General features: G+C 44.9%; 15 protein-coding genes. 4 read left to right on the top strand and 11 right to left on the bottom strand.

The genetic code is table 11. The features are described 5' to 3' along the window. Positions 1-39: 39 nt before the first annotated feature. Positions 40-684 (bottom strand): nucleoside recognition protein, encoded by a 645-nt coding sequence (locus tag V8Q34_RS05265; protein WP_335834990.1) that lies wholly within the window; start codon positions 682-684, stop codon positions 40-42. 171 nt (positions 685-855) lie between these two features. Between V8Q34_RS05265 and V8Q34_RS05260 the strand changes: the two genes are divergently transcribed. After that, the gene (locus tag V8Q34_RS05260) at positions 856-1,656 is read left to right on the top strand and encodes a carbon-nitrogen hydrolase family protein (RefSeq protein WP_335834989.1); all 801 of its coding nucleotides are present in this window, start codon (positions 856-858) and stop codon (positions 1,654-1,656) included. Between the two features lie 64 nt (positions 1,657-1,720). On the opposite strand, the gene V8Q34_RS05255 is transcribed toward V8Q34_RS05260, so the two are convergent. From V8Q34_RS05255 to V8Q34_RS05235, 5 genes are read right to left on the bottom strand one after another with little or no spacing between them, the layout of a single operon-like run. Further along, positions 1,721-1,870, bottom strand: a complete 150-nt coding sequence (locus V8Q34_RS05255; RefSeq protein WP_335834988.1) for a hypothetical protein — start codon at positions 1,868-1,870, stop codon at positions 1,721-1,723. 47 nt (positions 1,871-1,917) lie between these two features. Next, positions 1,918-3,105, bottom strand: coding sequence for a uroporphyrinogen decarboxylase family protein (locus tag V8Q34_RS05250; protein WP_335834987.1), 1,188 nt, complete (start codon positions 3,103-3,105; stop codon positions 1,918-1,920). A gap of 18 nt (positions 3,106-3,123) precedes the next feature. Beyond that, complete coding sequence (gene dcuC / locus V8Q34_RS05245; protein ID WP_335834986.1) at positions 3,124-4,497, bottom strand: C4-dicarboxylate transporter DcuC; 1,374 nt, start codon at positions 4,495-4,497, stop codon at positions 3,124-3,126. Positions 4,498-4,536: 39 nt separating this feature from the next. Continuing rightward, positions 4,537-5,193, bottom strand: a complete 657-nt coding sequence (locus tag V8Q34_RS05240; RefSeq protein WP_335834985.1) for a cobalamin B12-binding domain-containing protein — start codon at positions 5,191-5,193, stop codon at positions 4,537-4,539. An 11-nt stretch (positions 5,194-5,204) separates the two neighbouring features. Next, positions 5,205-6,014, bottom strand: a complete 810-nt coding sequence (locus V8Q34_RS05235; RefSeq protein WP_335834984.1) for a methyltetrahydrofolate cobalamin methyltransferase — start codon at positions 6,012-6,014, stop codon at positions 5,205-5,207. A 300-nt stretch (positions 6,015-6,314) separates the two neighbouring features. Here V8Q34_RS05235 and V8Q34_RS05230 point away from each other — a divergent pair, with 300 nt between their 5' ends. The 3 genes from V8Q34_RS05230 (at position 6,315) to V8Q34_RS05220 (ending at position 8,435) form a co-directional block, all read left to right on the top strand. Then, the gene (locus tag V8Q34_RS05230; RefSeq protein ID WP_335834983.1) at positions 6,315-6,977 is read left to right on the top strand and encodes a DUF1638 domain-containing protein; all 663 of its coding nucleotides are present in this window, start codon (positions 6,315-6,317) and stop codon (positions 6,975-6,977) included. Between the two features lie 101 nt (positions 6,978-7,078). Continuing rightward, on the top strand, positions 7,079-7,726 hold the full coding sequence (locus V8Q34_RS05225) for a cobalamin B12-binding domain-containing protein (RefSeq protein ID WP_335834982.1): 648 nt from the start codon (positions 7,079-7,081) through the stop codon (positions 7,724-7,726). Continuing rightward, positions 7,713-8,435 carry a GntR family transcriptional regulator gene (locus V8Q34_RS05220; RefSeq protein ID WP_335834981.1) on the top strand — a complete coding sequence of 241 codons (723 nt, stop codon included), beginning with the start codon at positions 7,713-7,715 and terminating at the stop codon, positions 8,433-8,435. The genes V8Q34_RS05225 and V8Q34_RS05220 overlap by 14 nt, the downstream gene beginning before the upstream one ends. 52 nt (positions 8,436-8,487) lie before the next feature. Here the strand turns inward: V8Q34_RS05220 and V8Q34_RS05215 are convergent, their stop codons facing one another. The 5 genes from V8Q34_RS05215 to holB are packed head-to-tail and all read right to left on the bottom strand — an operon-like array spanning position 8,488 to position 13,254. Next, the gene (locus tag V8Q34_RS05215) at positions 8,488-9,729 is read right to left on the bottom strand and encodes a CapA family protein (RefSeq protein ID WP_335834980.1); all 1,242 of its coding nucleotides are present in this window, start codon (positions 9,727-9,729) and stop codon (positions 8,488-8,490) included. Positions 9,730-9,775: 46 nt separating this feature from the next. Further along, positions 9,776-10,621, bottom strand: coding sequence for a 16S rRNA (cytidine(1402)-2'-O)-methyltransferase (rsmI, locus tag V8Q34_RS05210; protein WP_033144220.1), 846 nt, complete (start codon positions 10,619-10,621; stop codon positions 9,776-9,778). Further along, positions 10,618-11,388 carry a tRNA1(Val) (adenine(37)-N6)-methyltransferase gene (locus V8Q34_RS05205; protein ID WP_033144219.1) on the bottom strand — a complete coding sequence of 257 codons (771 nt, stop codon included), beginning with the start codon at positions 11,386-11,388 and terminating at the stop codon, positions 10,618-10,620. The genes rsmI and V8Q34_RS05205 overlap by 4 nt, the downstream gene beginning before the upstream one ends. Beyond that, on the bottom strand, positions 11,385-12,263 hold the full coding sequence (locus tag V8Q34_RS05200) for a PSP1 domain-containing protein (RefSeq protein ID WP_033144218.1): 879 nt from the start codon (positions 12,261-12,263) through the stop codon (positions 11,385-11,387). Before V8Q34_RS05200 ends, V8Q34_RS05205 begins: the two co-directional genes overlap by 4 nt. Position 12,264: 1 nt before the next feature. After that, positions 12,265-13,254 (bottom strand): DNA polymerase III subunit delta', encoded by a 990-nt coding sequence (gene holB / locus V8Q34_RS05195; RefSeq protein WP_018595388.1) that lies wholly within the window; start codon positions 13,252-13,254, stop codon positions 12,265-12,267. Positions 13,255-14,347 lie beyond the last annotated feature (1,093 nt).

Here is a 14,347-nt window from a genome sequence, read left to right as displayed (position 1 = left end):
AGGGCTGCCTGTTTTCAGACGCCCTTTTTTAAGTCCTCTTTACCCTCTCCGCTTCCTGTCCTTCATCTTGCAAAACACCACAGCCACCACCGTGCTGAGCAGCGTAGCCACAATCCCCGGCCCTACGATTCCTGCAGGGTTTGTACTTCCGTACTGGCTCCGGTATGCTATGATATTTACCGGAATCAGCTGCAGGGAAGAAATATTCAAAATTAAAAAAGTACACATCTCATTGCTGGCTGTCCCCCTGGGCAGTATCCGCAGTTTTCCCCGGGAATTTATGTCTGCCTCCTGTCCGTTCTCCTGCCTCCGTTCCTCTTCCAATTCTGCCAGCTTTTCCATAGCCTTCAGGCCAAATGGGGTTGCCCCCCATCCAAGCCCCAGAAAATTGGCGATGATATTGGCGGATATATACTCCATGGCAGGATGATTCCTGGGCAGATTCGGGAATAAAAAACGCAGCAGCGGCTGCATTTTCTCTGTCATCTTCTCTATCATGCCGGAGGATCTGGCAATCTCCATGACCCCCATCCACATGGCAACGATTCCCGCCATGGTAATGCAGAGCACCACCGCCTCCTTGGCAGATGATAGAGCCGCATCCGTGATCTCTCCCATGCGTCCCGTCATGGCACCGTATGTAATTCCTATGAGCATCATGGCTCCCCAGAGAATATTCAGCATTTACACGCCTCACAGGCTTTTTCTCTACTATATGCTTTGTAGGTTTCATTTATTCTGAATAGCCGGACACAGGCGCTTGACTTTCCCTGTGTATCTGCTACAATGGCAAAAAGCGCACGTAAAACAGCGTTTTGCAGCAGACTGCCAATACCCGTTGAAAGGGGGATTCTTATGTCATATACGATTGCACTGGCTCAATGTACCTCTCTGCCGGACATATCCCAAAACCTGGTAACTGCCGAAAAATTTATAGCTGAAGCGCAGAAAGAGGGGGCATCTCTCATTGTTTTCCCTGAATACTTTATGTATCCCTGCACAGGAGATACCGCATCTTATACAGCGCATGCCCAGCCGGTTGACGGTCCGTTTGTTCTCTGTATGAAAGAGCTTGCAGTAAAATATAACATTTGGCTTCTTTTCGGAATGAATGAAAAATCCTCTGATGTGCATGAAAAAAAATGCTACAATACATTGGTCATTCTGGACAGTGGCGGCATAATACGCGGTACTTATCAAAAAACACATTTGTTCGATGCATTTGACTGGCAGGAATCCGGCCACACACTTGCAGGCAATTCACTTTTTTTACCAATAGTAACGCCTTTGGGCAGGCTTGGACTCGGCACCTGCTATGATCTTCGTTTTCCGGAAGTAGCCCTGCATGCGGCATTACAGGGTGCTGAACTCCTTATCTATCCTTCTGCCTGGGTGGATGGCCCTCTGAAGGCACTGCAGTGGAAAACTCTCATATCAGCAAGAGCCATAGAAAACGGTATAACCGTTATAGGATGCAGCCAATACGCAAAGGATACTTTCATTGGACAAAGTTTTGCCTGTGACCCTTTCGGCAATATACTGGCAGAGGGAGGGCAGCAAAATGAGCTCCTCCTTGTTCCTGTTACTCCCGGCCTGACCAGGGATGCCCATTCCCGGATACCATCGCTTGTAAACAGGCGCACTGACTTATATTAAATTAACATCAGACAGGCGGTATACGGCTGTACGAATGCCATATACCGCCTGATACGAGGAGACATTAATTATATGCCGCCATACGCAGCAGCGCGTTCAAATAAGCTTCTCTCTCATTCTCGGGCTTATGAGTTAACTGCTCCTTTTTAATTCTTTCCCAGTCCCTATTTATATCTAAAACCTTTCTGTTTTTCACTTCTTCATCCTGTTTCATTCTTTCTCCTTTCCCTGCACAGTTCATAATAGGCAGAACATTATAGTCTAAAACACACCGAATTCCCGTACATAGTCGTTTACCGCCAGTACATTTTCTCCTTTTGCATCATTCGGATAAGAAAGCATTTTATTACAACCAAAAATATAATTCCCGTCATAGGCCATGACATCTATTAATCGCTTCGCCTCCTCTATACATTCCCCCTTCGTACCTGTAGCTAAAAGATTTGAAGGAAAACCGCCTACAATGGTGACATTCGGAAGAAGCTTCTTCAATTCCGCAGGGTCGTCATTTTCAATCAGCAATGCGATATGCCCCTTGGGAATCTCCTGGAAAAAATCAATCAAATGCCGGATAGAGCCCTCAACAAACATAAAGGCCACCATATCATGTTCCGCAACACTATCCACATAACTCTTAATATACGGCCAGGCAAATTCCTCGAACTGCTTTGGATTCATCATATTATGTGCCATACTGGTAGCTCGAAACGGGAAGTATACTTCATCGCTGTCTTTAAAGTTTACCAATGCCTTGTCAAATAACGGTTTATAATATTCATCAATTACCCTTAAAGCATCCGGGAGATATTTCTTATTCCGTCGGAAGTCCAGTGACAGCCCTTTAATGCCGCGCAGAGCGCAGAACAGAACCTCTATAGGAAACATGGGTTTTGATGCCGAAAATTTTGGAACCCCGAAACCTTTCACATACTGCTCTCCCACCCGTTTATTAAATTCTGCTAATTTATCGTATTCTCTGGCAGCATTTCCAAAACGTTGAATTGCATCTTCCGTTTCTTTTAAACCATATTTACGGACAATTGCTTTCTCAAAATAATACTTCTGCAGTCCGTCTCTGATTAGTTCCGGATATTCGTCCTCCTCCATTACTGTGGTGTCAATGAAATTCATATGATTTTTCTTATCATCAATCACATATAAGCCTTCTCCAAACTGCTTAATATATCTGATAGGATTTCTGGCTCCCATATCTATATATAAATCAAACTCGTATTTTTCATGATGCTCGCAAACCGCTTCATACAACTTGTCGTAATCCGTCATAGCCTGACTCATCTTCATGCCAGCATCGCATATTTTCCATGTCCAGGCATTAGAAAACAAGGGTATTCTTTTTGGTTTTTTCTTCTGCCTTATTGTATCTGTTACGATTTCTTTTCTCTCACTCAACAGTTTTCCCGGATCATCATATTTCTTTCTTTCACTCATAAGTATCCTCCTTACTTATTACAGTAGAATCATGGCCGCTGCCATAGCACTAATAAAAGCTACGATTACCGGCATGATATTTCTCTTTATCACATCCATAAAATCCACACCACTCATCCGGCATGCAATAATAACCGCTGCACTCACAGGTGCAACTGCCCTGCCGATTCCACCAGCGAGTATAATAGGCTCCATCATTTTCAAAAGGTTCATTCCTGTAGCTGCCGATATTGGAGGCATCATAGGTGCGATTGCATATACTGCTGCAACACCTGAGCCGGTAATCAGACTGGTAACTGTAGTAATGGCAGATGCAACGACAGTTGCAATCCCGCCACCTGCTCCAGAGCCTGACAATCCGTTTAAAATCAGGGCAATCCCGCCTATGGCATTGATTCCGGCTGTAAAAACAGAAGCTCCAACGATCAGCGAAATAACTGATGCAAAACTGTTTCCCATTCCATCAAAAAACTTCTGAGTATCATTAAATGCTGTAACTCTGTTTTTGCAAAATATGAGATTACATAAAAAGGATACAGTGAAACCAATTAGATTTGCGCCAACTACACTAATGACTATAGTGCCAACCACCAGTTTTGAAAAAATCAAAACAAGCAGCAGGGGAAGCATAGGTAATACTGCATAAAACATGGGAATCCCCAAGTCTTTTGCCTCCTGCACCTCCATAACCTCATTTGCCTCTTCCTTCTCCTTTTTATCAAAATACCGGTTAATCAGTACAAATACAACTGTTGTTAATATAATTGTTATGACCGTAACCGGAAGCTGTTTTTTTATAAAAAATTCTGTGATAGTAGTAAGTTTCTTTACATCATCCAGAGCTACTACAAAATTTGTGATGGGACATGCAGGACCGATATCAAATGCCCCGGAAATAACAACAGTTGCCACAGCTGTCTTTTTCTTCACTCCCACCTGGATCAGAATCGGATATATAGTCGCCATGAGCAGAGTAGTCAGCCCCGAGTGACTGGGAACAAAAAGTTTTAGGATTGCGCCCACCACAATAGCCAGCACGACAACCACATACGGTGACTTCAGCCTGCGCAAAGGTTTTGCCGCAAGAAGTGCCAGTAAATTAGATGCCTTCAGATGGTTCATATATGTAACGAATCCCATTACTGACATGATCAGAATACCGGAACTCACTGTCTGACTTGAAAATTTTGTGCCTATAAATTCAAATAAATCCAAAAAACTGTTGCCAATACTCTCCTCTCCCATAGAACTAGTACCGGTTATTAATGTTATAACAGCCAAAATGATAAAACCAATAGAAAAAAGTGTTGTCGTAGCATTTAATTTTTTACTTATTGCGAAGATCAGAAGCACTACCGCAAAAATAGTAGCTATTAATTTAATAATATCCATAAAACCCCCTCCTTTTCAACAGAATTATATTGGTAATTTTTACCATATTCCGGATTTTATCTCCTCTGCCCACTGCTGACAAATTCTTACCGTATCCTGAGGATTGGTTGCCCAGGCATCAGCACCCGTCTGTTCTCTGGATACCGCTGTTATGGGAGCACCGCCAATGATGATCCTTACCTCATTTCTCATTCCGGCTTCCTGAAATGCTTCAACCGTTTCTTTCATAGCTTCCAATGCAACAGTAAGTACACCACTCAAACCAATAATATGAACACCTTCATCCTTGGCTTTCTCCACTATTTTACCCGGAGGTACATTGATTCCCATATCCATGACCTCCATACCAGATGCTTCCACCATGGCCTTTACGATATTTTTCCCGATGTCATGCAAATCCCCCTCAACGGTACAAAGAATCATCTTACCTGACTGCTGCGCATTTTCTCCACCTACAAGAGCAGGCCGAAGCCTGTTAGCCGCCTGCGTCATTAGCTCACCGGCATAGATAAGATCCCCAATAAAATATTCACCTGTCTCAAAATTACTGCCCACAATATCCATACCTTTTTGGCAGGCCTCCAATGCCTCTGCCGCTTCTGTGCCTCCATCCGCCATAACACTGTCAAGAATTTCCACTACTGTATCTTCTTCCAGATTCCCCATAGCTTCTTTTAACTTTTCGTATAATTTCATAATATTCCTCCTCACTTTGAATTCTTTTTCCCGATTTTCCCGGCTCGGTAGGCTCTGTTATAACGCCTGCAGTATTTATCCTGTCCCATCAAGACCTCAGCTGCTAAAATAGTGCCCAGCATCTCCCTGTCTCCGGGGTCCATGATTGCAGAATCCATACCTGCCTGTAGCGCCATTGCAAGAAAAGCTTTATTGATCAGTTTTCTGCAGGGCATACCATATGAAATGTTGGACAGGCCTGAAGTTATCTTAACATCTGGATACTGTGTCTTTATCCCTTTGACAGCCTCAATAAAATCAAGCATAGAAGAATTTACTGTGCTTACGGACATGACCAGAGGGTCTACATAAATTCTGTCCTGATCAATGCCATATCCTTCTGCCGTCTCAATCAGGCAGCCTGCTATTTCTATTTTGCTTTTGCCGTCTGCAGGTATACCATTATCATTACATGTCAGAAGAATTACTTTCCATTCATTATCGCGCAGCAATGGAAATATAACTTTGCACTTATCTCCTTCTCCCGAAGCAGAATTCATAATGCCGGGCCGCTTTACCAAGGACATTGCCGCCTCCAGAATATGGGGATTGGGGCTGTCCAGACAAAGCGGAGTTTCTGTCACTTCCTGAACAGTCTCTATCAGCCATTTCAAAGCATCCCACTCTACCCCCACATCCGTTCCGGCACATACATCCAGATAGTCGGCTCCATCCTCTGTTTCTTTCAGGGCCAATGTCTGTATAAATACTTTGTTCCTTTCAGCAATCGCTTTTCCCACAGCGGGAATTGCCCCATTAATTTTTTCTCCGATTACAATCATTATTTAACCCTCCCACTACTATTTTTCATCTAAGTTGCTGCTTTTCTTGTCACCTCTCTCATTTTCTCCTTTCTGATTTAATGTTATCTTCAATATCGGTCTATACTTGTATGTACAAGTATAGACCGTAAATATCTTTCTGTCAATATTTTTTTACACCTTTTTATATAACAGTTTATTTTCTGTTATTTTTTATTTTTATCCAGTATTGCAAATCTATATTTGACTTGATTAAAAAAACAGGATATAATTTGGGCAGATTATCTTCTCTATATTCCTGAAAAGAAAGGTGGCATTTTAATGAAATCCACAATTATTGCCTGCAAAACCTTAGAAGAAGAGTTGTATTATGTTATGAAATCCCTGTCAATATGCCCACCTGTTGTATGGCTGGAATCCGGTCTGCATAATAATCCCGCCCATCTGCACGAGCGCTTACAGGAAGAATTAGACAAAATCACTGGCCAGGAACTGGTAATCATGGCATTTGGATTTTGCGGAAACTCTGTTCTCCATTTAAAAACCGGCAACTATACACTGATACTGCCAAGAGTAGATGACTGTATATCTTTGCTCCTGGGCTCCGTATCTGTAAAATCCGAGCTGAATCACACAAATCCAACATATTTTCTCTCAAAGGGATGGCTGAAAGGTGAACGAAATATCTGGGTAGAATATCAATATACTGTTGAAAAATATGGGATTGAAACAGGACGTGAAATTTTCAATGCCATGTTTGGTCACTACCGCACTCTCGGCCTTCTCGACACGAAAATCTGCCCTATGAACGCACTTATGGAGGAGACTACAAAGATTGCCCGGACTCTTGACTTATCCCCAAAAATCATTCCGGCCTCGACCAGGTATCTGTCCCAGCTCTTATCAGGTCCATGGCCTGCCGAACGGTTTTTGCAGGTTCCTGCCGGCTCAGAAATTTCAATCGAGGATCTATACACTTATTAGTGCCCTTTGTTTATATTGAGTTGAATATACTGGTATGGTATACTGGATGGAAGAATGTGGCTGTACTGTCCCGGAACACCACATGGAGGGAGGAAAATTAAATGGAAGAACAATTGGTCTGCGCTATGGAAAGCCTTGACGAAGCTCAGGTAATCTACTGTGTAAAGACCTTATTGGAAGAAAATATAAGTACTCGTGAAATTCAAAAACTTCTGAACGAAGGTATGAAAAGAGTTGGCAGACTATTTGAAAAGGGCGAATACTTTCTTGCCGATTTAATTGTGTCCGGACTAATTTACCAAAAGGCCCTTACATATTTCCCTGTTAGTCAGTCCGCAGACTTTAGCGCTGAAACTGTTGGCACCGTCCTGTGCGGTGTAATGAAAGATGATATTCATGATATTGGAAAAGATATTGTCTGCAGTACCCTTCGGGCTGAGGGCTTTAAAGTAATTGACCTTGGTACAGACGTTGATACGGAACAGTTTATCCGGACTGCGGAAGAAAATAAACCAGATATTATTGCCCTAAGCGGTGTCATGTCTTACTGTGTAGAGGAAATGAAAGAAACCATAACCGCTTTAAGAGCTGCCGGTATAGATAAATATGCCACAATAATCGTAGGAGGAAATTGCATGACTTCAGAAACCAGTAAATATATCGGTGCAGATGCCTATTCACAGGACCCCATCGAAACTGCTGTAATCTGCAAGTCTTCTATGAAAGCAAAAAGCTATGGAAAAAAATAATAATACCTTTGGAGAGCCTCTATACATTACGATAGCAGGATCCTTGCGCAGGAAAATTATGGGTGGTGAATTTAATCCCGGGGATTTACTTCCTTCTGAAAATGTATTATCTACCCAATATCATACCAGCCGCGAGACGGTGCGAAAAAGTTTAAATATACTGGAAAAAGAAGGTTTCATTTATTCCAGAGCCGGAAAGGGTTCTTATATATCGTCTCCTCAGCACAATGTATTCTCTATGTCTTTTTCCGAAGATGATTCCGGAAACCAAACGAAATACAGAAATATCACAGTGATCGAACCCTCAGAAGAAATCAGAAATGCTTTAGAACTGAATTCGTCTGATAAAGTAATTGAAATCAGCCGAGTCATTTCCAGGAATGGAATCCCTGCTGCCTTTGACATTAAATATATCCCTTATGATAAGGGATGTCCTATTATAGAAAATGAAATTAATTATTCTGTTTTTCCCGAAATCGTTGCCGCAAAGACAGCTCCCTTCGCCTTCTGCACCCAAATGGAGATAGGTGTGGAATCCGGAGATGAGAAAACAGCACATACACTGCAGTGTGAACTATCCGATCCACTGCTTGTAATATACAGGTATTTCATAGACCAGGATGGACGTTGTATTGGATTCGGCAAAAAATATATGCGGCAGAATTACGGCAGGCTAAAAGCCAGTTCCGGTTATTTTGAACCCTGTTAAATTTATTAAAACGGCAGCAGATTTTTCCTGCAAAATCTGCTGCCGTTTCCCTTTATCCCTGCACCCAGGAACTATACTCTTTAATCTTCTTCAATATATCATCCCCCTGCTCTCCCTTGGCAGGCGTCGGCTGATAGTTATTATATCCATCCTCAGAGGAAATCCTGCACGGAATGATATTCTTCACATTGTCCTGCTGCAGCGCTCCATCCTTTATGGTAAATGTCTGCTGGAAGATCATGGTGTTCATGTCAGACGGATAGGCATTACCGCCAAAGCAGAAATTGCCCAGACTGTACACAATATTCTTCCCCTGATATTCTTCTATCCCCTCCAGCACATGGGGATGATGTCCCAGGACCAGATCCGCCCCGTTGTCTATGGCTGCGTGTGCCAGCTCAATCTGTGTGGAGTCCGGTTCATATGCCTTCTCTGAACCCCAGTGAAAGCTGGCGATGATAATCTGCGCTCCCTGTTCTTTCAGGGATTCCAGGTTGGCAATCATGGAATCCTTGATTCCAAGGCCTTCCCTCAGGACATAGGTGCCCAGCAGCCCCACCTTTACGCCCTTTATCTCCATCACAGCAGTCCTGTCATATCCAAATGTGGTGATTCCCTCATCCTCCAGGGCCTTGATGGTATCTGTATAACTCTGCTCACCATAATCCTTACTGTGGTTGTTTGCCATATTTGCCGCTTCCACACTGCCCGCAGTGAGTATCTTTGCATAGGCGGGATCCGCTTTAAATGCAAACTGTTTGTCCTCGCGTTCCTCACTGGTTGTGAGGGTTCCCTCAAAATTCACAATGGTCAGATCATCCTGCGAAAAAATCGGCTGAACATTCTGAAAGAAATAAGCCGGATCTCCCACTTCCTCATATTTAGCCGGAAGGCTGTCACTCCAGTCAAAGAACTCATCGGTTCCCAGTGTGCAGTCTCCCGCTGCGCTGACTGTGATCGTTACGGGTTCCTCTGCCTTTTTCTCTTCCCCGCCTGCACCCGACTTCTTATCCGCATCCCCGGTACTGTCTTTTTTCTCCGCTTTGTCCTGGGCTGCCGTTTTGTCCTGGACTGTCTCCTTATCCTGACTAGCCTCTGACCTGGCTGTCTCGGCCTTTGCGTTTGTCTCCTTTTCTCCGGAACCGGCAGACATGCCTCTGCTCACAGCCAGAATGACAAGAAGCACCAGGACCAGAGCCAGATCCATTCCGAAAATAAGCTTGATCCGCCTTACTTTCCGCTCCCTTTCCCTCTTTCGTCGTTCCTGTTCTTTTTTTCTGTAATGGTACGCCATTTATGATCCCCTTCTCTTTCGGACAGTATTGCACTGCCCGGTACCTCTACTCCTCTTCCAAAAGAGCCTGGTAAATGTCACGTTTGCTGACTCCTCTGTCCTTTGCGACTCTCTTCATCGCCTCTTTCCTGTCGGCTCCCTGGTTTACATAATACTCCATATGTTCCTTTAACGGCATCTCACTCCAGCGCTGCTGTTCCTCAGCTTCCATCTCACTCCGGCTTCTACCTTCCAAAACCAGCACACATTCTCCTTTGGGGGCATTGGTCTCATAATAGGTGACCGCCTCCGATAATGTAGTCCTGAATATGGTCTCATGCTTTTTCGTCAGCTCCCTGCACACGGAGATCCTGCGCTCGCCAAGAGCTTCCAACAGCTCCTGGAGTGTCCTTACAAGCCGGTGAGGCGCCTCGTATAATACAATGGTCCTGGTCTCATTTTTCAGCTCCTCCAGAACCTTTCTCTTCTCCTTTTTGTCTGAGGGAAGAAAAGCTTCAAAGGCAAACCGCCTTGTGGGAAGTCCCGACAGGGTCAGTGCTGTGATGCACGCAGCCGCTCCCGGAAGGGCGGTCACCGTAATCCCCGCATCCCAGCACATGGCTACCAGCTCCTCGCCGGGGTCTGAGATCCCGGGTGTTCCCGCATCTGTGACCAGTGCAATATTTTTCCCTGCCTGCATCTGTTCCACCAGATATCTTCCCTTATCTATCTTATTATATTCATGATAACTGGTCATGGGCGTCTTAATGTCAAAATGGTTCAGCAGCTTGATACTGTTTCTGGTATCCTCTGCCGCGATCAGATCCGCCTCTTTTAAAATACGCACCACCCGGTAGGTCATATCCTCGAGATTGCCGATAGGTGTGGCGCACAAATACAATTTTCCGCTCATGTTTCCTCTTCTCCCGCAGCCGTTTCCTGCCGCTTCCGTCCATAGATCTCCAGTATCTCATCCGTATAGACTCCCGGTCTGTCATAAACGATCAGCGGCTTTTCCACAGTAATCCTGGAATTTCCGCCTCTCATACCCTCTATGAGCACAAGATTGGGTTCCTTGTCCACATAGGGATAGACAAGGCGCATCCTTTTGGGTTCAATCCTGTATTTTACCATGGTTGACATAATTTCTGCCAGACGAAATGGCCTGTGTACCATGTAGAATCTCCCTTTCGGCACCAGAACAGAGGCTGCCTGGGAGATCACATCCTCCAGTGTACAGAGGGTTTCGTGGCGGGCAATGGTCTTTGCCGTGTTTTCCCCTACGAGACCATGACTTCCGATCATATAAGGCGGGTTGGTGGTGACCACGTCAAAAGAGGATGCTCCGAAAGTCTTCGCCGCCTCCCTGATGTCACCCGTTTCGATGGAAATATCTGCATCCAGTCCGTTGTAAGCCACGCTCCGTCTGGCCAGCGCCGCACTCTCCTCCTGGATCTCCAGTCCCGTAAAATGTCCCTGCGGGTACCTGGCTTTCAGCAAAATAGGGACGATACCAGTCCCCGTCCCCATATCCAATGCATTCTCACCCGGTTTTACCCTGGCAAACCAGGCGAGAAGCACTGCGTCTATTCCGAAACAAAACTGTTTTGGATTCTGAATCAGCATGTAGCCGTTCTGAAGGTCATCCAGACGTTCATTTTCCATAATCAGAGATTTCATTTCTCCAGTTCCTTTAATGCTTTTAATTCTTCATCAGACAGTTTTATCTTTTCTTTTTTCTGCCGCGGTTTGAATTTTAGATCCTCCACAGCGTATTCCCTGATTTCCTTCTCGTCATCCACATCTACAATGACTTTGACAAGCTGGCGCAGCACATTTACACTCTGTACTTCGCCTCTGAGCCCCTCCGGTGTGTTCACTCTGTCTCCTACAACCGGCAGTTTCCGGTTCAGCTCCTCGTATGTCTCTTCCTCATTTTTCAGACAGCACATAAGCCTTCCGCAGACTCCTGAAATCTTGGTGGGATTCAGAGAGAGATTCTGCTCCTTGGCCATTTTGATGGAAACAGGTGCAAATTCAGACAGATAAGTATGACAGCACAGGGCACGCCCGCAGATTCCGATGCCTCCCAGAATCTTTGTCTCATCCCTGACACCAATCTGGCGCAGTTCAATGCGTGTCTTAAAGATAGCTGCCAGATCCTTCACCAGCTCACGGAAATCAATCCGTCCGTCCGCGGTAAAGTAAAAGAGTACTTTATTATTGTCAAATGTATATTCCACATCGATCAGCTTCATCTCAAGCCCGTGCTCTTTGATCTTCTTCAGACAGATCTGGTATGCTTCTTTTTCCCGCTTTCTGTTGCTCTCCTCTTTCTTGTCATCCTGTGCATTGGCGATTCTGATGACCTCTTTCAAAGGCTGAACCACCTTCTCATCCTCTACATCCCTGGGGGGCAGAACCACGTTTCCGTATTCTACACCTCTTGCGGTCTCCACAATTACATGGTCGCCGGATTTTATCTCCAGATTCTTTGGAGAAAAATAATAGATTTTTCCCACATTCCGGAATCTGACTCCAATCACTCTTGTCATCTTAGTTCTCCCTGATTGTAAGGAACAGAAGTTCCATGGTTAAGTCAAAATTAACGTTTGCCTGCAGACGTGTCTTAGCTGTTTCGATCGCCTGGATGATTTTCTCCAGTCCCTCGTAAGAGCTCTTGTCTGCACGATCCTTGATTGCATTATATTCCTGACGGAACACCAGCCCGTCCACTTCTTTTGTAGCTTTGAACATCAGCACATCCCTGAACCACACTAAAAACAGGTCCAGATATTCATATACCGTATGCTTCTCCTCTGAGAGTGTCTTGATGGCATCCACCATCTCGTAGACCTCCATGCCGTCCCCCTTCTTCAGAATCTTCAGGGCAGCATCCATCATGTCGGCAAAATCCTCGGCCGTTGCGATCTGCTTAGCCTTCCCTACATTTCCCTGGGCAAACGCCACGCTGACCTCTGCCTGGTAGTCCGGTACGTGCAGCTCCTCCATGAGATAACTCTTGATCAGATCATCCCTGACCGGTTTGAAATTCAGGGTCACGCACCTGGACGTGATGGTTGGAAGAAGACTGGTATTGTTGTTCGCCAAAAGCAGAATCACCGCATAGGCCGGCGGCTCCTCAATGGTTTTCAAAAGAGCGTTCTGTGCCTGGACTGTCATCTTCTCTGCTTCGTCCACAATATATATTTTATAAGGCCCTGTATAGGGTTTGATCTCCACATCCGCAATGAGTTGTTCCCTGATATCCTCAATACCAATGGAATTTGGTTTCAGATGGCTGACATAGATAATGTCCGGATGATTCCTGTTCATGGCCTTTTTACATGAGCCGCACTGCAGACACGGCTCTTTTCCGTGCTTCTCGCATTGCAATGTCATGGCAAACAGCTTCGCCAGAAGTTTTTTTCCGCTCCCTTTCTCTCCTGCAAAAATGTAGGAATGAGAAACCTGATCCATGGCAACCGCATTTTGTAAATGGCGGATAACCTCCTCATGTCCTAATACCTTTTCAACTTCCTGCATTGCAATCACCTCTATCCTTCCGCCCTGCAATAAGGGCATTTATATTCAGAGCCGGCCTGCACCGGCTCGTTTCTATCATTATAGCACAGGTTTTCCGGGTCCTGCAACGTCTGGTGTTCTTACTTTTCTATTATTTCATCCCCGGTTGGTGTCCACTCCCGAATACTGTGGTTGTGTGAACTGTTTGGACTTTCGTCGGCAATTCGGAGCGGCCCGGCCACTGTTTCTGCATGCTTTACAGATAATTTGGATGCTGTCATGGGTTTTCGTTGGTAATTTTGGGCGGCCCGGCTGTGGTTTCTGCTTGCTTTACAGATAATTTGAATGTTGTCTTGAGTTTTCGTTGGTAATTTTGGGCGGCCCAGCTGTGGTTTCTGCTTGCTTTACAGATAATTTGAATGTTGTCTTGGGTTTTCGTTGGTAATTTTGGGCGGCCCAGCTGTGGTTTCTGCTTGCTTTACAGATAATTTGAATGTTGTCTTGGGTTTTCATTGGTAATTTTGGGTGGCCCGGCCGTGGTTTCTGCTTGCTTTACAGATAATTTGAATGTTGTCTTGGGTTTTCGTTGGTAATTTTGGGCGGCCCGGCTGTGGTTTCTGCTTGCTTTACAGATAATTTGAATGTTGTCTTGGGTTTTCGTTGGTAATTTTGGGTGGCCCGGCCGTGGTTTCTGCTTGCTTTACAGATAATTTGAATGTTGTCTTGGGTTTTCGTTGGTAATTTTGGGCGGCCCAACCATGGTTTCTACTTACTTTACAAATAATTTGAAGTCATCTTAGGCTTTCGTCGGTAATTCTGAGCCGCCCGGCCACTGTTTCTGCTTGCTTTACAGATAATTTGAATGCTGTCTTGGGTTTTCGTTGGTAATTTTGGGCGGCCTGGCCGTGGTTTCTGCTGGCTTTACAAATAATTTGAATGTCATCTTAGGCTTTCGTCGGTAATTCTGAGCCGCCCGGCTACTGTTTTTGCATACTTTGCAGATAATTTGAATGCTGTCCTGGGTTTTCGCCGGTAATTTGGGAGACACCACCGCGGTTTCTCCCTGCTTTACAGATAACCTGATACAGGTCCCAGGTTTCCTTGCCCCGCAAAG

The organism is Blautia sp. JLR.GB0024 (assembly GCF_037000545.1).
Classification (GTDB): Bacteria; Bacillota; Clostridia; order Lachnospirales; family Lachnospiraceae; genus Blautia; species Blautia celeris.
Note: the sequence above shows the minus strand (reverse complement) of the source record. Positions and strands in the feature narration are given on the sequence as shown.